Source organism: Streptomyces sp. NBC_00028 (genome assembly GCF_045041065.1).
Classification (GTDB): domain Bacteria; phylum Actinomycetota; class Actinomycetes; order Streptomycetales; family Streptomycetaceae; genus Streptomyces.
On sequence record NZ_CP108293.1, the window covers coordinates 2,278,893 to 2,302,398 of the forward strand.

A 23,506-nucleotide genomic window follows, 5' to 3' on the forward strand; every position below is an offset into this window, starting at 1 on the left:
AGTCCGTGATCCGCTCCCAGAGCGGCCGGCCTCTCCGGTGCAGCGCCAACCCCGCCCGCACCCGCACCTGTTGAAGGACCCTCATTGACCACACCCGGAACGCCTGCCAGTCCAGCGCGCACCAAGGGCGGCGAACTACGGGCCAAGGTGGCCCGACTGCTGGCCGACCGGCCGGCGGACACGCTCACCATCGGGGACATGGCCAGGCAGCTGGGCCACTCCCACGGCGCCGTCCGCAACGCCGCCCTCACCCTGGTGCGACGCGGCGAGGCCGACCAAGACGGAAGGGGACAACCGGAGTTCCGCGCGAACGCGAAAACCGCCGCAGCCGCGCAGACCGCTGTGATCAGCCCACCGGGCACCCACTCTCCCCGCGCCCAGGCGGCCACGGCCCGCATGACCATTCCCGCAGCCACCACGCCCCGGCAGGCCGGCCCGATCCGCCGCGCGGGGGGCCAGGTCTACCACCCCCGGGAGCTGGCCGATCTGCCCGACGTCGAGGCGTTGAACCGGCTGCGCGACGCCGACGTGCCGGTGCTGCTCTACGGCCCTCCGGGCACCGGCAAGACGAGTCTGGTCGAGGCGGCGTTCGAGGACCTGCTCACCGTCGCCGGTGACGGCGACACCACGGTCGGCGACTTGATCGGCGAGTACACACAGGACGACGCGGGAGCCTACGTCTTCCAGTACGGTCCGCTGGTCACCGCGATGACCGAGGGCCGCGCCCTGCTGATCGACGATGCCACCTTGATCTCACCGAAGGTCCTGGCGGCGCTGTATCCCGCAATGGACGGGCGCCGGCAGATCCAGGTCAAGGCCCACAAGGGCGAGACCATCAAGGCCGAGCCGGGCTTCTACGTGGTGGCGGGCCACAATCCCGGCGTCCACGGGGCGGTGTTGACGGAAGCGCTCGCGAGCCGGTTCAGCGTGCAGATCCAGATCGGCACGGACTATGACCTCGCCCTGGCGCTGAGGATCGATGCCCGGGTGGTCCGGGTCGCCCGACACCTCTCCCGCCAAGTCGAACTCGGCGAGCTGGGCTGGGCCCCCCAACTGCGGGAACTGCTCAGCTACCAGAGGACCGAGGCCGTCCTCGGCACCAAAGCCGCGCTCGCGAACCTGGTCGGCATCGCCCCACTGGAGGATCGCGACGCCGTCGCCGCTGCCGTCATCAAGGCTGTCGGCGTCAAGGAGGTCCGCCCCCTCACCCTCGGCAAGCAGCTTTCCGCCTCGGCCGTCCGGCAGCCCCCGGGCAGCACCGGCTCCGCGCACCGGGGCCGCTCGCGATGAGCGCCCACCACCACGTCCAGTCCCCCGCCTCCGCACCGGACGACGACGCCGACCTCGCGCGATGGGACGACGACGGCGCCCCGCCCGCGCAACCCCGTTCCTCCCCGCACTTGTGGCTGCGCGTGGGAGCCGAACTCGGCGATCGGCTGGTCGCCCTCTCCGGCCGCCCAGACCTCCTCGTCACCTGCCGCCCCGGCACGCGCAGCGGCGCACCGGCCGCGTTCTTCCCCACTCTGGGCGAGGTCGAGTTCGACGCCGGCCTGTTCGCCCCGCTGAAGCCCCACGAGATCCATCCGCGGATCGTGGGCGACGAGGAGCGGTATCCCGCCGCCTGGGGAGTGTTCGTCCACGAGGCCGCGCACGCGGCCCACTCCGTCTGGACGGCGCCTGCCGAAGCGGACCCCCGTGTCGTCGAGGCCGCGCTCCTGCTGGAGGAGAGCCGCGTCGAAGGCGCACACCTGAACCGGCGGCCCACGGACCGCACGTACCTGCGCACCAGTGCCCGAACCCTGGTCATGCCCGACATCGCCCACCCCACCCTTAAGGGCATCGAGCACGCCGCCGCCGTGGCGGCCCTGGTCCTCGGCCGCCGTGACGTCGGCATCCTGGACGCTGGCGAGACCCGGGCCGTCGCCGATGTGTGCGAAAAGATGCTGGGCGCAAACCTGCTGGCCACACTCACCCGCATCTGGACGGCAGCCCACCAGTGCGCCGACCACGACGCCACGACCATGCTCGCGCACGCGAAGGAATGGTGCGTCGCTCTGGACACCGCGGCCCCCGCCCTGCCCGTGCCGGAGAACCTCACCGATCTGCTGTCCGGCGCCGTGGCGGTCGTCATGGACAGCACGGCAGCCACCGACGCCGCCGACCTCGCGGCACAGGCCGCAGCCACCAACGCCATGGCCGCGCAGTCCAAGGCACAGGCTCAGGACCGCGCCCACCGCGCCGGCCAGCGACGCAAAGCCGCCGCCACCGCCAAGTCGGTCTTCAACGCCCGTGGCACCACCGTCACCCCCGACGGCACACCGGCCCCCTACGGCAACCCGGTCACCGGCACCCTCAGGCCCACCTCCGCCGAGCAGAGTGCCGCCGCGCGCCTGAGCCGCGCCCTGCGTGCCGCCGCCTACCGCGAGCGGACCGAGGAGCGGACCACCAGCCCCACCCCGCCCGGCCGCCTCAACATGCGCGCGGCCCTCGCCCGCGACGCTCAGCGCGCGGCCGGTTCGGTCCCCACCGCGGAACCGTTCACCCACACCCGCCGCCGGAACACCCCCACCCCACCGCTGCGTGTGGGGATCGCCGTCGACGTCTCCGGCTCCATGCGGGCCGCCTGCGGGCCCGTCGCCTCCGCCGCCTGGATCGTGGCACGCGCAGCAGCCCTGACCGACCCCGACTCCCTTACCGCCACCATCGCCTTTGACCGGCACCTGACCGCTCTGACTCGACCCACCCACCGAGCGCCAGAGCGCGTGACGACGTTCGATGCCAACGGCGGCCACCACAACCTCGGCGACGCCATCGACGCACTCGACCACGGCCTCGAACTCAGCCGCCCCGGCGCCGGCCGCCTCCTCGTGATCGTCACCGACGCCCACTACGGCAGCGACGAAACCGCTCAAGCCGTCACCCGCGTCAAGCGGCTCACGACCGCCGGCTGCGCCGTACTCCAACTCACCCTCACCGCCAAGTCCCAGCACTTGCCGGGGACCACCTTGCTGCACCTGCCCCGGCCCTCCAGCGCTCCCGCCGCCATCGCCACGGCGGCCACAGACGCCCTCCGCAGGACACGCTGACAGCACAGAAGACAGAAAGCAGGAACAACCACGTGGCAGTCCGCACCACCTGGAAGATTGCCCACAGCTGTGGACACCAAGTGACGCACAACCTGTCCAACCGTCCCGCCGACCGGCGAGCCGGATTCGCCCGCTGGCTCGAAGGACGCGACTGCACCGACTGCTGGAAGACCGCGCGCGATTCCGACACGGAATCCAAGGAAGCCTGGCTCGCGGCCAAGCGCGCCGAGGAGCAGCAGGCCGCCCGCGAGTGGGCCGAGCAGTTCGACATGCCGCCGCTCGAAGGGCCCGAGCGGGCCCTGGACTGGGGCGAGCGCTCACGTCACCAGCTCGTCACTGCCGCGTACAGCGCGCTGGTGAGCGAGGGCACCTGGGACGAGGCCGACTGGGCCGTCCTCGAAGACAAGATCCGCACCATCGCCCGCGCCGGCTGGTGGATCGACCAGAGGGACGCTGAGGGCTCTGACCTTCCTGAGCTTCTCGACGCCGCCGCCTCGGACGACATCGGGACGGAGAACCCGTTCCGGTAGGACGCCAGGCTGTATACCCGACGATCCCCGGTTACCGAAACCGGGAATCGTCCGGATCCTTGTTCCTCCCACCGCCTCCCCGCGTACCTCGTGGAAGGAACCCTGCTGTGCCCGCTTCCCGCCATCCGCATGCCCCCGGTGACATCGTCACCCCTGACCGGGACATCACCCACGCCCACTTCCGGCCCGGCGACCAGGTCGTCATCCTCAAGGGCATCTCCGGCGGCGAACTGTGGGGCGACGCCTACAAGGTTGTCACACCCTCGTGGCACACCCCGACCGACGAGGACGGCTGGCGCCTGTACGACCCGGCCGGCGGCGAGCGCACGTACATCACCGCGCACCCGCGCTACCTGGTCCACTTCTCCAGCCGGTGCCCGGACTGCCTCATCTATCAGCAGGCGCTGCGTACTTACCTGATCCCGCGCCTTGCCGATGCGGACGACGTCGACTGCGGCTGGTACTCCGTCACCCACCTCAACCAGGTGGTGCACATCGCCGACGCCCGGGTCGGCCAGTGACCCACACAGTCGGCTCGGAGCCCGCCGCGGCCCAACCGCGGCCGGCTTGCCCGCTGGCCCATCCGAAAGAACAGCTTCTTGGCCCCTGCCGATCGTTTCCTGACCCTGGGGCGCGACGTGCACTCCGGAGAAGTCCTCGCCCGCGGCGGCGATCCCGAAACCCACAGCATCCTCCAGCGCAGCGGCTTCGTCCCCGTCGTCCGCCTCCACGAGACCTATCACCGCCTGCCCGTCGGCCTCGACGAAGCCGAGGAGAAACGTCTCGCCACCCGCGCCGTCGCCCGGCTGCGCGCCGTCAAGTACGGCGTCGACACCGACGACGCCTTCGACACCGAGACACGAGAGCCCCACTACCTTCCGCTCGGCTCCTCAGTCGCACACCTCGCCGAGCGGATCCGCGCCGCCACCACCAGCGACGAGGTCGCCGACGCCCTGACCGAACTCACGGCCGCCCACGACGGCGTAGTCATCGCCCTCGTCGAGGTGCTCGCGGCCACCGCCGCCTTCTATCAAGACCTCGGTCAACCGCCGGACCCGCACACCGCGAAGCGGCTGCAGTACCTCGCCGAGCACCGGCTCGCCGTGCTGTGGTCCGACCTCGCGCACATGCGCAACGACCTCGCCGACCGGCACCAGGACCATCCCCAGCGCCGCGCGTGCACAGCCGAGGTCGGACCGGACGAACGCGAAGCCTCCGCCACCTGCGCCTGCCCGCCGCCTCCGCCGCGCCTGACCACCAGCCCCGTCGCCGCAGCCGCCGCACCCGCACCGGCGCCCCAGCGGCGCTGATCCACACCCGTCCCCTCCGAGGAGCCCATGCACGACCCCACCCCCGACACCAGCCTCGGCTCGTTCGCCACGGTCCTCGCCGGCGAACTGCCAGGCGCCTGGACCAGCACGTACCACCCGGACCATGGCGGCCTCAACGTCCACCACGTCCTCACCAACACGGTCTGGGACATGAACGAGGTCGCAGAAGCACTGGCCAAGCACCCCGTGGACCACTGCGCCGTGCTGCAGCACCACGACGGAACACGCCTGTTCGTCACAGACCAGCCCGGCCACGCCGAGGGATATCTCATCGCCGCACTGGCCCCCGACGACGTACCGGCTGAAGCATTCCGTGGCGTACGCGAGCCCGACGGAATCGCCGTCGACGCCGACCCGTTCATCGCGGCCGAGAACATCACCGTCGACCTCCTTCCCCGCTACTACGTCGCGGCCCACCAGGTCTTCAAGAACGCCGAGCACCTCACGCGGGAATCGTCCGCTCCAGAACTCCTAGTCATGACCTGGTCGGACGGTGCACTCGTGGTCGACAAGCCCGACCGCGCCGACATCACCCGGGTACTGACTGACAACGGCTTCGTTCTCGACACGGCGCAAGACGCCTTTGTCCTGCCGGGCGACGACACCGCCCGCCAAGCTGCCTCCGTACGAGCCACCGGCGGACGGCTGTCCGCGCTGGGCATCGACACCGTGCTGCGTCATCCGCAGACGCGCCCCGCCCTGGACACCACCCCCGTCGCGCCGCCCGCCACCTCGTCCGCGCCGTCTGCGCGACGGCGATAGCCCCGGGACCCGCACGGGAGTTGCCGCACGTGGAAAACCGTGCCGACAACGCAGGCACCGACGTCACGTTCTACCGCAACCCCCTCACCGACACCGTGCACGCCGACACCCCAACCGGAGCACCCGAGCAGCTGCTCGCTCTCCTCGACAGCCTCGGCTTCGAGCGCCGGGCCCTACCCGCCGCCGAGCCCGTCTGCGTCTGGCATGAAGCACCCGCCCACCTCGACGAGGACGCGAAGAAGCAGCTCGCCACCTCTGCGGTGCCGTGGCTGCACAAAGCCGGATATGTGGTCCACAACGGCGATGACGTCTGGGACGCTGCCACCTACACCGACGCCGCAACAGCCATGCACGGCCACGGCGCCCCAGCCCCGCCAACCGCTGTCGCCGCCGTGCCCGCAACCGGTCGTCCGGCAGGGGCACGCCGCCGGTGAAGCTCGCCGATGACTACGACGTCGACGTCACCTTCTACCACCGCGACGGAACGATCTACGGCGGCACCCGCGCCGGCGCCCCGAACACCTCCTGCCGCTGCTCGATGACCTCGGCCTCGACCGGCACCGGGTCGCGTGCGACGTCTGGCATCAGATCCCGGACGAGATGGACAAGATCGCCATGCAGACTATGGCCAGCCGGGTCGTGCCCCTGCTGGCCCGAGCCGGATACAGGGTCGACATCGACGCGGGCCTCTTCGGCGGCACCGCCTACCGCGCCGCACTCGCCGAAGAAGCAGAGCACCAACCACCACCGTCACCCACGCCACCCGCCGCGCAAGCACGCCGTACGCGCGTGACCGCCCATCCCTCGCCGGCCCCGGCCCACCGGGGTCGGCCCCATACTCCCCAGGAGCCCGCCGTCACTCAGGCACCCGACCGCACGCCCCCGCCCATCACTGCCAGCCACAAACCTCGCCTGGTCACCGCCCTGTTCCGCCGCTACCTGCGCGCCGTCACCGTCGGCAGCCGGGAACACACCAACCCGCTGGCCGGCGGGCGCCCCGAGGCGGCCCTCGACGAAGCCCGCCGCCGCGACGCATTCCTTCTCGTCGACAGCTACCGCATTCGCCACCACGACTAGCACCTCGAACCGGCCTGTTCAGGAGGCTTATGACCGACTCGAACCCCCCTTCCGTTCAGCTCGCTGACGCCATCGCCGTACAGCTCGGACAGCTCCGCCGCCACCTCGCGCTGGCCCCGCCGCACGAGGCCGCCCAGGTCCTCGCCCACGTCCTGGACTACGACACCGGGCTCCTCGGCGAGGTCACCGACCTCGTCGCCGCCGACTCGCGTTTCGCGAAGGACCACTCCGAGCGCGGACTCCTGCCGCCCGACGTCGCGCTCGCGCTGGGCCGCGCCGCCAACGAACTCGACAGCGTGGGCGTCGACCTCAACGAGCACACCGGCACCATCGAGCGGATCACCGCACCCACGCCTCCGTCCAACAGACCGGCCGCAGTGCCGGTCCCCTCGGCGATGGTCATCCGGCGGCACCGATGAAGAACAAGCAGCGGTCCGGCTGGGGCCCCGCCGGTCAACAGGCCCAGCAGCACTACCTCGTCGAGCCCCGCCACCTCGCCGGCGGCGGAGACCTGCGCTTCGTCACCGAATACCTGCGCGCCTCGGGTTGGAAGGACAAGTCCAAGACTGGCGGCCCCGTCGTGTTCGACAGTCCCGACAAGTCCGTGCGCATCGGGTACGACCCATACACCCAGCCCGGCGGTTGGACGATCAGCGGGAAGCCTACGAGGAAGGAGGAGGCGTGGCATGCCACGCTTGGACGGCAGGTCCCCGTCGAGATCGTGGCCGGCGTGACCGACGCGCTGACTCGGCCGCGTTCCGCCCACGCCCCCACCGTGTGGGCGCCACTTAAGGCGCAGGGCTGGGAAACCGAGCGCGGACAACACTTCACCGCCCGCAGTCCAGACGGTGACGTCGTCGTCCGCTTCCACCAGTCCGCCTCCGGACAAGCGCACTGGTGGGCCGGCGCCCGCAACGAACACGGCACGGTATGGCAGGCGACGTTCACGCCGAGCACGCCGATGCACCTGGTGCAGGCGTTCAGCACCGCGCTCGCCGACCCGCAGCCGGTGATGCGGCCCCTCGGCCACGTCCCGCCCTCTCAGCGAATCCGCACCACCTCGGTGTCGGTACTGCCCTCTCAGCTCAGCGCATGGCAGCAGGCCCGGATCACCGCAGCCCGCGCCGCCACCTGGGCCAGCAACGCTTTCGCCAGCAGCAGGGCGCGTCCTCAAGGTGCCGGGACCCGCCCGTACGCCAAGGCCGGGCGGATGCGGTGAGCCACGAGCGCTTCTACTCCCGGCTCAACGGGCCCACCCTGCACTGTGTCAACACCGTGCAGCGTCTGCGGCGCCTCGAAGCCGCTCAGCGCACCGCCTCGCCCGCGCCGCCACCACCCGTACCAGGTCGCCACAACAAACATCGCTGGCCCCGGCGCTTGTCAGCCCCGTCCGTACAGCCAAGCCGGAGCACGCGTCCGCCGCTGACCGTCTCATGCCAGCCCGCCGCCCAATCGAAAGCGCATCACCTTGACGCAGTCCCAAGACCTCACGCCCAGTGGCGTTGAGGCCCTCACTGCCGAACTCCTCCGCCTCAGCCGGCAGATCGACAGATCCGAACGCCCCGAGCATCTCGCCAACATCCTCACTGCGATCGTCGACCGAAGTCACGGTGCACTCCACCTCATCGCCCAGATGTTCGACGTGATCGCAACCACCTGTGCCGACTTCGCCGTTCAAGACTCCTACGCCAACGATCTGCAGGACCTCTGCTGCGACGCGTACAGCGCGCTGACCGACCTCAGAGATCGCTTCAGCGGACTCGACGAACAGTTCCGCACCTTCTCCCCGGACGTCAGACGCATACCCAGGGGACAGCGCCCAGTTCGGCCATGGTGAGCGCGGTCCCGTCACTTCCATCCAAGGAGAAAATTGCCCACCCCCTCCGCCCCCAGCCCCGACGACGTCGCGCAGGCGACCGCCATACTGGCCCACGTCCAGAACTACCTGCACGCCGATCCGTCCGTAACCAACGTGCTGCCGCTGCTCGCCGTCCTCCTCGACGAGGACACCGGCGTGCCCATCCTGCTCGGCGACATCCTTCGTAATGCCGCACGCCTCGTCGCCCAGGAGGCGAAGGACGACAGCGACGAGATCCGTCTGATGGTCACCGGGCTCCGGGAAGCCGCCCAGGAGGCCACCGACTGGCACGTTCTGCACTGGGACGTGCAGCGTCTGAACGGCCACGCGTTCGACCCTGCCAGTCCGCCGGCGCCGTGACGCGCCCGTACATTGTCAGCAAGGCCAACGAACCCTGGTCAACGATCTGGTTCGACACCACGCCTCGCCACCTCGCCGGTCCCGGTGACCCGCGACACGTCACCCAGGCATTGCGGGCCGGCGGGTGGAAGAACTTCGGCGACGCCGACCTTCCCCACGTCGTTCTGGCCAGTCCCGACTACCAGCACACGCTCGTCCTGGAGCCGACCCCGGACACAAGCAGCGCCTGGTGGCGGATCTCGTCGCAGCGCTGGTACGCGTCATTCGGCGGCAACACCCCCGCCGAGATCCTCGCCGGATTCACGGACGCGCTCCTGCGGACTGCGCCCGAGGCCGAACCGGACCTCTGGCCGACACTGCAAGCAGCGGGCTGGACGTACGAGCGCGACGAACGAGGCAACGAGCATGCCCGCCATCCGGACGGCATCACCACCATGGAACGGTCGGCGACGTTGACCAGCGACTACTTCAGATGGAAGGCCGAGGTCGCCCAGCCCACCGGCCTCGGCGGTCACCACGTGCTGTGGCACGCGTACTTCGACGACCGCACCCCGCGCCACCTGCTCTCCGGATTCGCCACCGCCCTCGTCGACCCCGCGCCCGTCGCGCGTGGCCACTATGACGTCCCGCACTCCCATCTCGTCGCACAGGTGGAACGCGGCGCCCAGGGCGAGCAACTCGCCGCCGCCCACGAAGCCCGGCTGAGGGCCAGCCGGGCCGCCGCCCGCAAGGCCCGCCGCAGCACCGCTCCCACCGCCCAGCCGTCGACAGGCCCCGCAGCCGAGGCGGCCACGCCCGCGGCCCGCAGCCGCTGACCGTGCGGAGCGGCTCCGGCCGCTCCGCACCCCGCCCTCACAACTGCCCGCCCAAAGGCCCTCTTTGACCATTTCACTCGAACCGGCCAGCCCCGCCCACCGGCTCTATCTGAGTCAGCTCGCCCTCTACCTGCGGCACAGCCGGCAGATCCTCGCCGCGTGGGACCTCTACTCCGACCGGCACTCCGACCCCGAGACGTTCCAGCCCCACGACGAGGACGCCTACGGCCGTCGCCAGCAGAAGCGAGACGCCGACACCCTGTCCGCGTTCGGCCGGGTGTACACCCACGCGGACGAACTCGTGCACGTCGCCGAACGACAGCTCGCCGAGCTGTCGCCCTCCGACCGGACCCGGCGCTACGCCTGGCAGGTCCGAGAACTGCGCGATGCCACACAGCGCCTCTACGCGGTCCACGACGACTGGCGCGCGGCACGCGCCGCCCTGCCCGAGAGCGCACGACCCGGTACGAAGGCGTACGAGGAACCGCTCGCCGAGAGCTACGCGGAAGCCTGGTCCTACCTCGACCAGTGGGCCATTCACGGCCAGGCCCTCTTCGCCGTCAACGCACTCGCACAGCCGCAGTCGACCGCATCCGCGCCGACCGTGCCCGCGACGGCCCCCGTGCACAAGGCCACCGCCACGCTGTCCAGGGTCCGGCCGTGACGGGCGTGAGCGAGACCGTCGAGCAGGCGTTCATCACCCCGCGCTACCTCGCGGGCATCGGAGATCCCGGCTGGATCACCCAGCCGCTGCACCGGGTCGCCGGCTGGAGCTACGGGCATGACCCGCTGATACCTCGCGTCCTGCTCACCAGCCCGGACCAGCTCACACAACTGCGTCTGGCCCCCGGCGATCCGGATGATCCGGACTGGTGGACCATCCGGCAGGCGCGGACCACGGATCAGCCCGCCTGGGCGGCCACCTTCCAAAGCCGCACCCCCGTCGAAATCATCGCCGCCTTCACCGACGCGCTGACCGACCCGTCCGGGCCGCCCACGGCTCCGCCCGGCCCCTTCGCGGCGTTGCAGGACGCGGCATGGGAAACGCCCCGGCACTCCGGCGGGCTCGCGGCACCCGACGGCATCGCCCGCGTCGAGCGGGTCGGAACTCCCGGCAACGACCTGTGGGTGATCGAGACCACTTCGTTCGTCGTGGAGCCAACGATCTGGCGAGCCGTGTTCACCGGCACCACGCCAACACACCTGATCGCCGCCGTATCGCAGGCGCTGGCCGACCCTACGCCCATCAGGCGCGACGCTCGCCGCATCCCGGGCTGGGCCCGCGACCGCATGACCGTGGACACCCGCCACGTCCCCGCGACGGACGTCGCCTTCGCTCTGGAGCGACGCATCAGTGCCCTCGCCGAGCGGCACCGCCGCGTGAGCGGCGTTGCTCCCGCGCCGCCCGGACCGGCGCGAGGCCGCACGCGCTGACCGGTCCTTCGCGCGTCCGGCCCCCTTTTCTCCCTCGTACCCGGAACAGCCCTTGCCCCAGCCCAACTCCACGTCCACCGACGGCTACGACATAGCTTTCAAGGTCCTCCTCGGCGCCATCGCCGTCGCCGTGCCCCTGTCCAACCTCGCATGGCTCGGCGGCAATCTCACCGCCTGGACCACCGACTCCGCCCCGGCCCCCTATCAGCCGGTTCAGGCCCTCCTGCACCCCGACCAGCTGTGGCCCGGCCTGAGCGAAACGTCCCTTCTGATCAGCACACGCATCCTGCCCGGCGCCGTACTCGTCGCGCTCGGCATCACCGCCACGGTGCTCTACAAGAGCTACCAAGGCGGCGGCAGCGGACGTAAGAAGCGCGTCGCCGGCATGGCCAAGCAACGGGACATCGAGCCGCTGATGGCGAAGGCCATCACTGACAAGGCGCGCTCGCTGCGCCCAAGTCTCAAAGGCGCCAAGCACATCGCCGCAGCCGACACCGGCATCCTCCTCGGCAATCTCCAGGGCACGAAGCACGAGGTCCGCATGGGATACGAGGACGTCGCCGTCGCGATCATGGCACCCCGATCCGGCAAGACAACCAGCCTGGCGATCCCCTCGATCCTCAACGCGCCGGGCCCGGTCCTGCTCACCTCCAACAAGGCCGCGGGCGACGCCTACACCGCAACCCTTGATGCGCGCGCCGCCGTCGGCCGAACCTGGTCGATGGACCCGCAGCAGATCGCCCACGCCGAACGGGCTATGTGGTGGAACCCCTTGGCCGACGCCAAGTCCCTCGACGGCGCAGGAAGGTTGGCCGGGCACTTCCTCGCCGCGAGCGTGGACGCTTCCCAGCAGGGCGACTTCTGGTCGAAGGCCGGCAGCAACATCCTGAGCCAACTGTTCCTGGCCGCCGCGCTCGACGAGCGGCCGATCACCGACGTGATGGCCTGGCTCGCTTTCCCCGCCGACCGCACGCCGCTCGACATCCTGCGCGACCACAAGTTCACCGCGGTCGCCGCCCAGCTCAAGGGCACCGTGGAAGGCCCACCCGAAACACGGGACGGCATCTACGAGACGGCCCGCCAGTACGCCGCCGCCCTGCTCAACTCGGAGATCGCCTCCTGGGTGACTCCCCAGAAGGACGTGCCCGAGTTCCAGCCGTCCGCGTTCGTCACGTCGAAGGACACCCTCTACCTGCTGTCAAAGGACGGCGGAGGCGGCGCCTCGGCACTGATCGCCGCATGCGCCGACTCCGTCATGCGGGCCGCCACCGCCCAGGCCGAACGGGCCGGCGGGCGCCTGGACCCGCCGATGCTCGCGATCCTCGACGAGGCCGCCAACGTCTGCAAGATCAGCGACTTGCCCGACCTGTACTCCCACCTGGGCTCGCGCGGCATCATCCCGATCACCATCCTGCAGAGCTACCGGCAGGGCCAGAAAGTCTGGGGCGACGCGGGCATGGACGCCATGTGGTCCGCCTCCACCATCAAGGTCATCGGCTCGGGTATCGACGACCCCGACTTCGCCGACAAACTCTCCCGCCTGATCGGCGACCACGACGTCGAGACGACCTCCACCTCGACCTCGGAGTCAGGCAAGTCCACCTCCGTGTCCATGCGCCAGGAACGCATCCTGGCCGCCGACGCCATCCGCGCGCTGCCCAAGGGCACCGCGCTCGCGTTCGCCACCGGCATGCGCGCGGCCATGCTCGATCTTCGCCCCTGGTACCTCGAGCCCGGGGCCGCCGCACTCTCCGCCGCCTCCGCCCGCGCCTCCAAAGGCATCACCGCCCGCGCCATCGCCAAGGCCGCCCCGAAGCAGTCCGACTTCGGCCCCGCAGCGTAGAACCGTCGGCTCCTGGCCTCTCCCTCTGCACACCGCCCGCCTGCCCACCTGGACCCCCCTATGCCACTGATCCATGACGTCCCCGACGACTGGGAGCCCGGCCATCGCTGCTGCCTCGCATGCGGCAACAGTGACCCCGACGTCACCCTGCGAGCCATCAGCCGCGCGACCAACCAGCAGGCACTCGCCTGCACCAGGCATATCGCCGACGTTGCCGCCGTCCTCGAATCCTTCGCACCGGCCTCGCACAGCCCGACGGAACAGGTATCGATGCCCGGCGCCACTCTGGCACCCTCCTCCGCCCCCGCGCCTTCTCAACGGTCTCGCGCATGACCGAATCCCCCGCCGAGGCCCTGCTGTTCGAGGTGGCGCCACCACCGACGCCCGTTGAGCGGCTGCTCCAACTGGCCGACCAGTACACCCAGCACAACGACGCGCTTGACCTCCTCCTGCATGACGCAGGCGCACCGCTTCCGGATGTCTACGCCAACTCGGCGCACCGTCTGACCTCCGCCACCGGGGCCGCCATCAAGGCCATTCAAGGCGAACGTCTTTATGAGAGTGAGGAGTTGGCCGAGGTGGTCATGCGGCTGAGGCAGCTCGCCGTTCTCGCCGACGCCTCGGTCGACCTGGACACCCGCTCCGCCCGGGAACTGACCGCGCTGGCTCCGCGAGCCGCCGTCACCAGCGCCGTGACGCTGGCCTCCGAGACCAGGCGGCGGCGCGGCGGCAGTGCACCAGCACCCGACGGTCAGCTCGGTGCCGCGCACCGCACCGCCCTGGTCGAGATCGCCTGCGGACACGTAACGGCCAGCAGCTCGCTGGGCCGCGAGTTCACCCGCTCCCGCGAGCCCAAGGTGCTGATGAGCACCCTGCGCGGCCTGGAGTCGAAGGGGCTGGCTGAGAGGACGACGGGCATGGCACGCGCCGCCTACGTCGGCGGCCCGCCCCTGGACCGCGTACGTCTCACCTCGGCCGGCATCACCGCCCTCGCCTCGGTCATCGACGCGCCTCCCGCCGGGCCGCGCACTGCCCCCGGAACCACGCCCCGTCCCCTGCCCGCCGCCGGGCAGGCCACCACGCGAAGCCGATGAACCACAGGAGCCATCCATCCCCACGCCCCCACTCGACCTGAACGAGCAGGTCCGCCAACTGAGGCGGTTGGCCTACGCCTTCGAAGCCCTCAAAGCCCGCGTACACAGCGTCTCCTACACACCCGGCACGAACGCGCTGCGCCACCTCAGCCCCCTGCTCCTCCAGACGCAGGACCTCACGGCCGCCGCCCTGGTGCGCCTGAGCGCACTCGACAACAGCACGTACACCAGCGTCGCCGGCAGCCGGGCCGGCCTGGAGCTGATGGCCTCGGTCGTGTCCTCGTCATCACTCGCCGGCACCGACCTGGCCCACATGGTGTTCGCCAACCCGTACGAGGGCGCCCCGTTCGCCGGTTACCCGGCCGACGACGAGGCCGTGCGCACCGTCCGGCACGCCGAGGCCATCCCGCAGATGAATGGCCCCCTTGACGATGCCGTCCACCAGCTCGACCTGTGCGCCATCGGCTGCCACTACCTCGCCCACGGCATCACCGAGGACCTGACCACCGCGCGCAAGAACAAGCCGACGGCCGTACAGCAGACGACGGGCCCCGCGCTCACTGCGGCCCAGTACGACGCCCTCACTGCCCTGAGCGGCGGAGGCCATCTGTACGAGAGCGCTACGCGCGGACTGGGCGTGCCCCGCGTCGCCACCACCGACGGCACCCGCGTCTCCATCGCCACCTATCGGGCCCTGGAAAAGCGCGGACTCGTCACCCACGACACCAGCACCTCCCTGCGGGCGGGAGGGCAGAAGATCTCCGTCACCGAGCAGGGGCAGCAGGCCCTGGCCCAGCCGCGCCCGGCCGCTCGGCTTACGACCCAAGTGGCCGCCAGACCCAAGACCGTGGTCGCACGGGCAGCCCACCGGTGACCGCGTACGCGCCCAACGACCGGGTCCTGGTCTCCCCGCGGTATATGGCCGGCGCCGGTGACCGGCTCGCCGACGCGATCGGCCCGTTGATCCACCTCTTTGGCTGGCCGCTGCAGCATGACGCCGCCACCGGACACGTCAAGATCGACAGCCTTGGGAAAACCCCACTACACCGAACGGAAGGTCACGCTCCTGTCTCGATTCTCAATAACTTGCCATTTCACGGCAACCCCCAGTGGCGAAACATCCGTGACAACTCCCCTGGCGAATGGGTAGATGTGGTGGAATTCGATGCCGCCATCCGCAAGGAGAACGCCCGCGCCAACGCCACCGGCAACCGCCTGCTGGGCGAGGCATCCCTGCACCGCTCGCGTATCCCCCTGAGCGAAGCCCCGATCGACTACGTCACCGCCGCCGAATGGGCCGCGCTACAGCAGGAACTCGGCACCGAAGAAGCCACGCAGCAACTGGAAGAGGGCGTAACCGACGGGCGCTCGCCCTGGACCTGCCGAGGCGAAATCGCGGCCACGCAGGACCAGTTCGGGCTGGCCACGTGATCGTGCTCGACCTGTTCGCCGGCCCCGGCGGCTGGAGCCACGCACTGGCTGTGCTCGGCGTTAGGGACATCGGCCTGGAATGGGACGAGTGGGCCTGCAAGACCCGTGCCGCGCAAGGGCAGTTGACGATCCGGACCGACGTGGCGATGTACCCGGTCTGGCCGTTCCTCGGCAAGACCACCGGCCTCATCGCCAGCCCGCCCTGCCAGGCATGGTCGATGGCCGGCAAACGCCTCGGCCTCCTCGACCAGCCGCTCGTCCACCAGGCCGTCGCCGACCTCGCCACCGGCCGCGACACTCGCGAACAGCTGCTGACCTCCTGCCGCGACACGCGCTCCCTGCTCGCCGCCGAGCCCATGCGCTACCTGCACGCCCTGAACCAGCACGGCCAACCCGAATGGGTCGCAATGGAGGAAGTGCCCGACGTCCTGTCGCTGTGGCGCCAGTACGCCGCAATCCTGCGCAGCTGGGGGTACTCAGTATGGACCGGGATCCTGAACGCGGCGGACTACGGAGTGCCGCAGACACGGCGCCGAGCGATCCTCCTCGCCTCCCGCACCCTCACCGCCGAGCCGCCGCCACCCACCCACGCCAAGGCCGCCGAGCCCGAGTCGCTGTTCGGACCGGGCCGCGCCAAATGGGTGTCCATGGCCGAGGCCCTCGGCTGGGGCGCCACCGACCGGCCCGTGCCGACCGTGTGCGCCGGCGGAGGACCAGGCGGCGGCCCTGAGCCCTTCCCCTCCGGCTCCCGTAAGACGCTCACCGACGCCCGCGACCGGGGCACCTGGAGGCCCCAGAGCGACCTCGTGCTGCAGCCCCGCCCTGAAGGCGCCGGGGGCAGCGCCCGGCACGGAGCCAGGGAGAGCCAGCTGGCCGACACTGCCGCCCCGACATTTACCGGCGCAGCCCCTCGATGGTCGTGGTCGCTGCGCAGCAACAACCAGTCCAACGCCACCGTGCGCCGGGCCGACGAGCCCGCCGGCACCCTGTTCTTTGGCCACCGGGCCAACGAGTGCACCTGGGTCGCCGAGACTGCCTCCGGTGTGCCGGACGACGAGCAGCGAGCGGCACCAGCCCCGATCAAGATCACCGCCCAGGAGGCGGGTGTGCTGCAGTCCTTCCCCGCCGACTATCCGTGGCAGGGCAACAAGGGACAGACCTTCTCGCAGATCGGCAACGCCGTCCCCCCGCGCCTGGCCGCACACTTGCTCGCCCCGCACCTCAACAAGTCCTTCAACCCCGACGACTTCACCCTCGCCGCCTGATGACCTACGCCCCCGAACCCGACGAGGACGACCTCGACCTTGTGTCGGCACCAAAGCCGGTCCACTACGCCGAGCAGGCCCTGCTCGGTGCCCTCCTCCTCGAACCTGCGCGTCTGGCCGACACCGAGCCGCTGATCGCCCACCACTTCGACAGTCACACCCATGCCGCGCTGTTCACCGCGATCCGCACGCTCCCGCCGCCCGACCCGGCCCACCACGCCAAGGACACCGCCTGGCTCAACGCCGTGCTGAAGCACGCGCGTCCGCACGCTCCCGGCCTGAACGCCCCCTACCTGCACCACCTCATCCAGTTCTGCCCGCAGGCGAAGCACGCTGCGGCGTACGCCAAGATAATCCGCGCAGACAACGCACGTCGGATCCTGCGCGGACACGCCGAGCGCCTCGCGTCCACCGCCACCGACCCGGGCCTGCCCAATCCGGCCGCCTCGACGCTCGGCCTGGCCGACGATATCGGCCGCGTCCTGGACTCCCTCAGCGAACAGTTCGCCCCGCACCCCGGCTCCCTCCCCCGCACGGCGCTCCCCGCGGATGTCCCACGGCAGGCCGACGAGGAGGATCTCGACGAAGAGCGCCTCCTGCTGGCGACGGCCACCGCCTATCCGGCGGAGGTCCAGCAGATGCGGTGGCTGACCGAGGCGGACTTCCTGCTGCCGCTGCACGCCGTGCTCTGGCAGTCCATCACGGCGCTGGTCCACCGCAGCGACATGGTCGACCCGGTCACCGTCCTCGGCGAGGCCCAACACCGCGGACTGCTCACCGACTCCCTCACCCCCAAAGACTTGATGGCCCTGGTCTCCACGCCCGCCGGCTCCCCCGAGTACTGGGGCGAGAGGATCCTCAAACGCGCCCTCCTCGCCCGCGCTCAGACAGTCGCCGCACGGATCACCGCCTACACCGACGACCCCGCCAACACCCCCCACCAGCTCATCACCGGAAGCCGCCGCGCCCTCGCCGACCTCAACGCCCTGCGCACCCGCTGGAACCGGGCCACCACTCCAGCACCCTCACCTGTAGGCAGGTCGTCGGCACGCGCCGGGCAACCACCCCGGGCGACCAGTCCGCCGCTCCAGCCCACACTGCCTGCCTCACGGGCCCACCGATGACCCCGCCCTCGGGCCCCCTTCCCCGATGGAGTGACGACGCTCCGGCCGCGCTCGCGGTGTTTGACACCGAGGCCCCGCATGAGCTGGAGTAGGACTACCTGGCCCCTGGAAGCGGCCAGCTCCGAGTGCCGTTGAACCGACCCTGGCACTGCCGGACAACCCTCTCCGACGATCTAAGGATCAACCACTTCGTCGAACGCTTTCATGAGCCTTCTGTGCCAGGTCGGGGCACGTACCAGAAGGAGCATGATGTTGATCGAGGAGCAAGTCGCCGCCGCCAGGCAGCAGCTGACGGGTGAATCCCTGCGTGCCGTACGGCTGCGCGTCAAGGAAATGCCGAGCTGGAGGACGCTCATTCCGAGCGGCACGGACACCCAACTGCTTCTGGAATCGGTCCTGTTGCAGCATATCGGCAACCCGCAGCGCTCCAGCCGCTTCCCACTCGGGATCGCCGAAGTCGTTCCGACATCGAGCCGCCTGGACATCCGTTTCGAGCACTCCGACTTGGTGCGTCCCGCCCTGGAGATGCTCCCCTACCGTGAACGGGGCCAGCGGACGATTCATGGCACTCCCGGGCTGTGGGCGCGTACGGTCGGCAGCAGCATCGAGATCGCGTTCGCACGTCACCCAGCCGAAGGCGTCATCGCTCTCACTACACTGGACCGGTCCGACCATCTCGAAGGACTCCTCTCCACGTACGAAGCTTCCCTTTCTGCGCAGCGGCGTGTACCCCTGTGGACCACTGCCCCCGACGCGCTTCCGCCCGAGAAGCTCCGCACTGGGGGTCGGCGCCGCAAGCCCCAGCCCCGGACGATCATCGACGACCACCGACCAGCGGTCGCGCTGCCCAGCGCCCTGCTACGCCGGATCCGCCTATGGGACCGGCTGTCCGGCCACGCAAGTCTGAAAGTGTCGGCCACATCCGCGGACCATGGCCTGGACTGGCACATCGTGCGCGAGGTCCACCAGGACGTCTCCCTCCATGACGACCGGCTCGCCGCGATTCTCAGCGACCCCGTGGCCGGGCCAGGTCTGGTCACCGATGGGGAAGGCCACCACTGTGACGGTGACCGCTGTGTCATGGAGTTCACCGCTCCGGCCGACCGCACGAGCGGCTGGCGCGGCCTCCTGCGGGTGGAAACCGTTGCAGCGAGCACCCCGGTACCGCCAGTGCCGCAGCGGCCACGCCATTTCACCGCACTCGACGAGACCGCCTTCCCCAGCCACGGCAGCCTTCCTCACACCTCACCCGCCGAGCGCCACTGTTCCCAACGCACCCGGGGCTCCGACGACAACAAGCCGACGAAAGGCCGCTCCACCCAGCTGCTAGCTCCTCGACTCAGCAGAAGCCAGTGGGAACTGACGGGTATGGCCATGAAAATCGGTGCGGCGTGGGCCTTGGACGGCTGCACGGTCCTCGTCGTGACCCACTCCTTCGACGCGGACCGTGAGGTGCGCCGCCTGTACGAGCATGACGTGTTCGGATGGTCCATCCCGGACCGCCCGACCTTTGTTCCATCCCTGCCCTGGCGCAGGGGCAGACTGGTTCCCGGCGGCGGCGCGCTCTCCACCCACACGATGTGCGGTTCCCGTCCGGACGTTGGCGCCCTGCTCCAGCAGGCACGCGCGCATTTCGACTGGACCATCTTTGTGGACTGCAACGACACCCTCGGTATGGGCCCCTACATCGAACGATCAGTGGACAGCCACTTCATCGTGGTCGATTCCTCCGGATACCCCGAAAGCTTCGTGACCGCGCAGGCACGCAACGGCGTCACCGAGCACCACGAAGTGGCCGTCACCCCAGCCGCATCGGCCATGGCCTGGCGCCAGCAACACCTCACCGGGATTCCCCTGGACCGCATCCCCATGTCCGGCCTCGTCCTGCGCCAGCCCTCCCCCACCACCGGCCGCACCCCGTCACCGGACTTCACCGCGCAGGTGGAAGCAGAGCTCGCGCGGTTCGGGATCCCAGTTCTCTCCCGCCTGCCCGAAGATCCCGAGGTGGCCCCCGGAGACCCGTCCCCTACCGTGCTGGACGCTGTCGACGACGCCGCCCGGGCGGCATACGTGAGGGCGTGCACGCCGATTCGCCTAGCCCTGCGAGCGGCTGAACCGTGCATGATCCCGTCGGCGGATCCCTGGAGTTAGAGCCAGGTCACCCTCGCCTCGTGCGTCACGAGCGGGACGTGCGACTCCGTCCACTGAACCTCGCGGCGCAACAATCCCACCCACCACATTCATCTGACGGCCGGCGGCAGCGTGTTCGAGGGCGCAGTCTATGTACCTGCTGACCTCGCACACGCCCCGACGGATCGGCCATTCACCAACGCCCGCCGACACCCAGGCGGTTGAGGCGCTGACAGGTCGGCAACGCCCGAGTGTGCCGACCCAGGGGTTTCTACCCCCATTCGGGTGGCCATGAGGTCGGAAGTCCGCCAACTTGCCTACCCTGCGCCGACACGCGATCTATGATGCGTCTGCGGCGTGACCACCGCTCCCCGGAGACGCTCTCGGCCCTGTTCCTCCACGCTCGGGTGAACCGGTCATCCAACGAATCCCACGCACCCCACGGATCTCGATTCCGTACGTCCTGGGCCGAGACGTGCAGGAGACCCATGAGCGCACAGCACCACGACGTGTCCCTGCTCCGACGCCTCTACACGGGCGAGACCGTCCAGCAGGCCCGCCGGGCAGTCGATGGCCTTCAAAACAGCCAATCCCCCATTCCAGGGGCCGCCTCGCCGGCCCAACAGCTCCTAGAAGCCCGCGTGCTGGTCGGGCTCCTGGAGTTCCGCAACCTCTACACCCGCTTCCCTCTGGGTATCACCGCAGTGCAACCCCAGCCCGACGTCATCACCCTCGGCATCGAGAGCGAAGAACGAGCGGTTGAAATCCTCTTCAACCTCCTGCCCTCCTACGCCCCCGCCCACAAGGAGGTGCAGGGTGTACCCGGCCTGCGCATCACTCGACGGCATCGGACCGCGATCGAACTGCAGGTCCTGGGTGAGTCCGCCCGGCTGCGGCTGACCGGACTGCCGTCCACCCTCTGGCGCAGCGCCGAGGAACGTACGCTCTCTAACTGGATCGACCCGGACAGCATGGACCTGTGCTGGCGCTCCTCGCCGCGCGCCTGGACCATTACAGAGCGTGAACACCACGCTCGATGGGAAGACCCCGACGACCACTACGTGCAGGTGACGGAACGCGGAGCCTGGCTGGGCAGCGGCCTGCTCCGTCGCGCCGCGCTCCTGCACACCGTCGCCAACACGTTCCTGGCCGACGGCTACCGCGGCGCGGCCTTCGACGTGGCACGCCTGGTGCTGCGGTCCTCGCACGCCCGCGAGCAGGGGCCGGGGCCGCACAACATCGTTGCAGCTCTGCTGGACCCCGTGTGCGGACTGCCCCTCGTACTCAAGAGGTTCCGCGGCGACACCGACGAAAACTACGGAAGGGACCAGCAGTTCGTCCTCGAAGACGTCGGTAAGACAGCCATGCTCGATCTCCGGGCCACGGTGGAGCGGCCTCCCGCCTTGCGCCCGAGCTCTGGCGGGCCATCGTCCGCCGCATGCCCCGCTCGGGATTTACGAGCAGCCTGTCCCCGAGCGTCCTCGCCGGCTTCTGCAACCTCGACGCCGCGTAAGAGCGAGGTGCCGTCATCCCCCGCCAACTGCCCTTCCACCCAGTGGGGCCACGCCAGACCATGGGTGTGAAACGTCAAGCGGTCTGTTCCCGGGGATGGGACCTGACGCCTGTCAGATGTAGCAGCCCATTCAGAGCACCTTGGGAAGGCGGCGGCAATATAGCGGCGGATCCCCGGTTACCGAAACCGGGGATCCGCCGAATACTTGTAGCTCCACCGCCGCTTCCTGACCGCCCGTCGAAAGGCAGCACTGCGACGATCCATCACGCCGCCGCCACGCTAGACGCAATGCCCCTTCCTGCTCCGTCACGCCGAGGCGTAGCTCAGCCGGAACAGGTCCTGGGCGCGCTCCAGGTCCCGCTCGGTGCGCAGCTGGACCTCCAGGTCTCCCGTGCCATGGTGGCCGAGCAAGGTCACGTCCCGGGTGAACCCGGACACCAGGTCCACCGCCGTCGGGTCCGCTTTCAGGTAGACCAGCACCTTGGTCTGCTGGGGCGGGATGAGGCAGGCGAAGTTCCGCAGCCGCTGATAGGCGCGGTACTGCTTGCGCTGCACCCGGGTGACACCGTCACCCAGGCCGACGAGGACCTCGTCGACCGCCGAAGCCAACTCAGCCATCGCGCCGCCCTGCCGCCGAACCGGCGGCGCCCCGGCCGCGCTGCGGCGTACCCGCTGGGCCTCGGCCGCGTGCCCGGTGACCGAAGTCACGGTCTCAAGACCAATGTGGTCGCTGCCGAAGTACCGGTAGCGGACCAGGTCGATCGAGCGCCGGTGCTCGCGTACAGCGTGCGCGTCATAGCGGGTGAAGTCACCGGCCACGCAGATCAGCCGCGGTGCGCTCCACAGGATCTGGGACGCGGCCGTCACCCCGAGCCGGTCGCGGACCAGACTCCGGAAGGCGTCCTTGTGGCTCATCAGCCAGGCCATGTAAAAGAGGCCCTGGTTGATGACACCGGCGTCCGTGCCGCGCTTGTACTCCACGATCACAGGAGCGCCGTTCTCGTCCAGCCCGAGCGAGTCGATACGCCCGCCGTCGACACAGTCGATCACGTACTCGCTCGCGAGGAACGTAACGCCCAGCATCGTCTCCATGTGCGCCTCGACGAGATCCTGCACATCCGCCTCGACCGCAGCAAGACGCGGCATGACCTCCGTCACGCCGCTGTTCGTCGTGTGGAACAGCTTCAGGCCCGACACCTTCCCCTCCTCGGCTAGGAGATCGACAACGTCGGGTGGGTACAGATTTGTTTCCGCAGAGGGCCACGAAGCCGTGAAGAAAGCGTGCAGAAGGAGCCTCTAAGCACCCGCCCCGCGCACCTGGCAGATCACTGTCCGAACTCCAGCACGGGCGTTCTCGTCCCATCCCAGCACGATCCCAGCACGGTAGGGATGAGCAGGGGTGATGACAGGTGACGAGGGTCAGCTATCCCAGCACCATCCCAGCACGGGAAAAACTAAGGGCCCGACTCCGAAGAGCCGGGCCCTGGCTAGGGCGGAGTTCTTGGCCCCACCTCAGGGCGGGCCGGCGTGGCTCCACTCAAGCGTTCGAGGGCGGCTTGCCGTGGCCCCACTTCAGAGCCTTCTTCCTGGTGAGTGTCGGAGCCAGTCGGAGTCGCCCCGGGGTGTGTCCGTTTTGGGTGGGGCCGGCGCGAGTCGCCTCAAGGTGGGGCCAAGAACTCCGCCCTAGCCAGGGCCCTCCCTGACCTGCCTGTTTGCCAGATCAGCGACGTGGTGACAGGTCAGTCGCTACACATTGACGCACAATCTTGCTGCCCAACCGTCACTGCGCACGCTCGCGGTCCCGGCCGGTAAGGCGACGGCCGCCTCTCAGCGTCCGTGTGATCACCCGTGCC

At 69.8% G+C, this 23,506-nt stretch carries 24 protein-coding genes; 23 read left to right on the forward strand and 1 reads right to left on the reverse strand.

Annotated features, from left to right (window positions below; all coding sequences use genetic code 11):
* Positions 1-147: 147 nt before the first annotated feature.
* The 23 genes from OG885_RS10090 (at position 148) to OG885_RS10200 (ending at position 21,723) form a co-directional block, all read left to right on the forward strand.
* Positions 148-1,290 carry an AAA family ATPase gene (locus OG885_RS10090; protein WP_405742672.1) on the forward strand — a complete coding sequence of 381 codons (1,143 nt, stop codon included), beginning with the start codon at positions 148-150 and terminating at the stop codon, positions 1,288-1,290.
* Positions 1,287-3,086 carry a hypothetical protein gene (locus tag OG885_RS10095; protein WP_405729306.1) on the forward strand — a complete coding sequence of 600 codons (1,800 nt, stop codon included), beginning with the start codon at positions 1,287-1,289 and terminating at the stop codon, positions 3,084-3,086. The genes OG885_RS10090 and OG885_RS10095 overlap by 4 nt, the downstream gene beginning before the upstream one ends.
* An 80-nt stretch (positions 3,087-3,166) precedes the next feature.
* Positions 3,167-3,616: a hypothetical protein gene (locus OG885_RS10100; RefSeq protein ID WP_405729309.1), complete on the forward strand. Its 450-nt coding sequence runs from the start codon at positions 3,167-3,169 to the stop codon at positions 3,614-3,616.
* 107 nt (positions 3,617-3,723) lie between these two features.
* Positions 3,724-4,137 carry a hypothetical protein gene (locus tag OG885_RS10105; RefSeq protein WP_405729312.1) on the forward strand — a complete coding sequence of 138 codons (414 nt, stop codon included), beginning with the start codon at positions 3,724-3,726 and terminating at the stop codon, positions 4,135-4,137.
* A 78-nt stretch (positions 4,138-4,215) separates the two neighbouring features.
* Positions 4,216-4,926 (forward strand): hypothetical protein, encoded by a 711-nt coding sequence (locus OG885_RS10110; RefSeq protein WP_405729315.1) that lies wholly within the window; start codon positions 4,216-4,218, stop codon positions 4,924-4,926.
* A 27-nt stretch (positions 4,927-4,953) separates the two neighbouring features.
* Positions 4,954-5,709, forward strand: a complete 756-nt coding sequence (locus OG885_RS10115; protein WP_405729318.1) for a hypothetical protein — start codon at positions 4,954-4,956, stop codon at positions 5,707-5,709.
* 29 nt (positions 5,710-5,738) lie between these two features.
* Complete coding sequence (locus OG885_RS10120) at positions 5,739-6,143, forward strand: hypothetical protein (protein WP_405729321.1); 405 nt, start codon at positions 5,739-5,741, stop codon at positions 6,141-6,143.
* Between the two features lie 181 nt (positions 6,144-6,324).
* On the forward strand, positions 6,325-6,786 hold the full coding sequence (locus OG885_RS10125) for a hypothetical protein (RefSeq protein ID WP_405729323.1): 462 nt from the start codon (positions 6,325-6,327) through the stop codon (positions 6,784-6,786).
* Positions 6,787-6,815: 29 nt separating this feature from the next.
* Positions 6,816-7,205, forward strand: coding sequence for a hypothetical protein (locus tag OG885_RS10130; RefSeq protein WP_405729326.1), 390 nt, complete (start codon positions 6,816-6,818; stop codon positions 7,203-7,205).
* Positions 7,202-8,005 carry a DUF317 domain-containing protein gene (locus OG885_RS10135; protein WP_405729329.1) on the forward strand — a complete coding sequence of 268 codons (804 nt, stop codon included), beginning with the start codon at positions 7,202-7,204 and terminating at the stop codon, positions 8,003-8,005. Before OG885_RS10130 ends, OG885_RS10135 begins: the two co-directional genes overlap by 4 nt.
* A gap of 249 nt (positions 8,006-8,254) precedes the next feature.
* On the forward strand, positions 8,255-8,623 hold the full coding sequence (locus OG885_RS10140; RefSeq protein WP_405729332.1) for a hypothetical protein: 369 nt from the start codon (positions 8,255-8,257) through the stop codon (positions 8,621-8,623).
* A gap of 33 nt (positions 8,624-8,656) precedes the next feature.
* Positions 8,657-9,004 (forward strand): hypothetical protein, encoded by a 348-nt coding sequence (locus OG885_RS10145; RefSeq protein ID WP_405729335.1) that lies wholly within the window; start codon positions 8,657-8,659, stop codon positions 9,002-9,004.
* A complete protein-coding gene (locus tag OG885_RS10150; RefSeq protein WP_405729338.1) occupies positions 9,001-9,819 on the forward strand; it encodes a DUF317 domain-containing protein in 819 nt (272 codons plus the stop codon). The genes OG885_RS10145 and OG885_RS10150 overlap by 4 nt, the downstream gene beginning before the upstream one ends.
* A gap of 64 nt (positions 9,820-9,883) precedes the next feature.
* Positions 9,884-10,483, forward strand: a complete 600-nt coding sequence (locus OG885_RS10155) for a hypothetical protein (RefSeq protein WP_405729341.1) — start codon at positions 9,884-9,886, stop codon at positions 10,481-10,483.
* Positions 10,480-11,253, forward strand: a complete 774-nt coding sequence (locus OG885_RS10160; RefSeq protein ID WP_405729344.1) for a DUF317 domain-containing protein — start codon at positions 10,480-10,482, stop codon at positions 11,251-11,253. The genes OG885_RS10155 and OG885_RS10160 overlap by 4 nt, the downstream gene beginning before the upstream one ends.
* A gap of 52 nt (positions 11,254-11,305) precedes the next feature.
* Positions 11,306-13,096, forward strand: coding sequence for a TraM recognition domain-containing protein (locus OG885_RS10165; RefSeq protein WP_405729347.1), 1,791 nt, complete (start codon positions 11,306-11,308; stop codon positions 13,094-13,096).
* Between the two features lie 329 nt (positions 13,097-13,425).
* Positions 13,426-14,190, forward strand: a complete 765-nt coding sequence (locus OG885_RS10170) for a hypothetical protein (protein ID WP_405729350.1) — start codon at positions 13,426-13,428, stop codon at positions 14,188-14,190.
* A gap of 67 nt (positions 14,191-14,257) precedes the next feature.
* Positions 14,258-15,064 (forward strand): hypothetical protein, encoded by an 807-nt coding sequence (locus OG885_RS10175; RefSeq protein WP_405729353.1) that lies wholly within the window; start codon positions 14,258-14,260, stop codon positions 15,062-15,064.
* The gene (locus OG885_RS10180; protein WP_405729356.1) at positions 15,061-15,621 is read left to right on the forward strand and encodes a hypothetical protein; all 561 of its coding nucleotides are present in this window, start codon (positions 15,061-15,063) and stop codon (positions 15,619-15,621) included. Before OG885_RS10175 ends, OG885_RS10180 begins: the two co-directional genes overlap by 4 nt.
* Positions 15,618-16,886: a DNA cytosine methyltransferase gene (locus OG885_RS10185; RefSeq protein ID WP_405729359.1), complete on the forward strand. Its 1,269-nt coding sequence runs from the start codon at positions 15,618-15,620 to the stop codon at positions 16,884-16,886. Before OG885_RS10180 ends, OG885_RS10185 begins: the two co-directional genes overlap by 4 nt.
* A complete protein-coding gene (locus OG885_RS10190) occupies positions 16,886-18,010 on the forward strand; it encodes a DnaB-like helicase N-terminal domain-containing protein (RefSeq protein WP_405729362.1) in 1,125 nt (374 codons plus the stop codon). The genes OG885_RS10185 and OG885_RS10190 overlap by 1 nt, the downstream gene beginning before the upstream one ends.
* Positions 18,011-18,256: 246 nt before the next feature.
* Positions 18,257-20,161, forward strand: coding sequence for a hypothetical protein (locus tag OG885_RS10195; RefSeq protein WP_405729365.1), 1,905 nt, complete (start codon positions 18,257-18,259; stop codon positions 20,159-20,161).
* A 467-nt stretch (positions 20,162-20,628) separates the two neighbouring features.
* Complete coding sequence (locus OG885_RS10200; RefSeq protein WP_405729368.1) at positions 20,629-21,723, forward strand: hypothetical protein; 1,095 nt, start codon at positions 20,629-20,631, stop codon at positions 21,721-21,723.
* A gap of 236 nt (positions 21,724-21,959) precedes the next feature.
* Here the strand turns inward: OG885_RS10200 and OG885_RS10205 are convergent, their stop codons facing one another.
* Positions 21,960-22,850 carry a transporter gene (locus tag OG885_RS10205; RefSeq protein WP_405729371.1) on the reverse strand — a complete coding sequence of 297 codons (891 nt, stop codon included), beginning with the start codon at positions 22,848-22,850 and terminating at the stop codon, positions 21,960-21,962.
* Positions 22,851-23,506: the final 656 nt, after the last annotated feature.

Bases quoted from the DNA above. Each gene is read 5' to 3' on its own strand.
- OG885_RS10115 (WP_405729318.1), top strand. From the start codon at position 4,954: ATGCACGACCCCACCCCCGACACCAGCCTCGGCTCGTTCGCCACGGTC.
- OG885_RS10170 (WP_405729350.1), top strand. From the start codon at position 13,426: ATGACCGAATCCCCCGCCGAGGCCCTGCTGTTCGAGGTGGCGCCACCA.
- OG885_RS10125 (WP_405729323.1), top strand. From the start codon at position 6,325: ATGCAGACTATGGCCAGCCGGGTCGTGCCCCTGCTGGCCCGAGCCGGA.
- OG885_RS10200 (WP_405729368.1), top strand. From the start codon at position 20,629: ATGAGCGCACAGCACCACGACGTGTCCCTGCTCCGACGCCTCTACACG.
- OG885_RS10195 (WP_405729365.1), top strand. From the start codon at position 18,257: ATGATGTTGATCGAGGAGCAAGTCGCCGCCGCCAGGCAGCAGCTGACG.
- OG885_RS10190 (WP_405729362.1), top strand. From the start codon at position 16,886: ATGACCTACGCCCCCGAACCCGACGAGGACGACCTCGACCTTGTGTCG.
- OG885_RS10135 (WP_405729329.1), top strand. From the start codon at position 7,202: ATGAAGAACAAGCAGCGGTCCGGCTGGGGCCCCGCCGGTCAACAGGCC.
- OG885_RS10095 (WP_405729306.1), top strand. From the start codon at position 1,287: ATGAGCGCCCACCACCACGTCCAGTCCCCCGCCTCCGCACCGGACGAC.
- OG885_RS10130 (WP_405729326.1), top strand. From the start codon at position 6,816: ATGACCGACTCGAACCCCCCTTCCGTTCAGCTCGCTGACGCCATCGCC.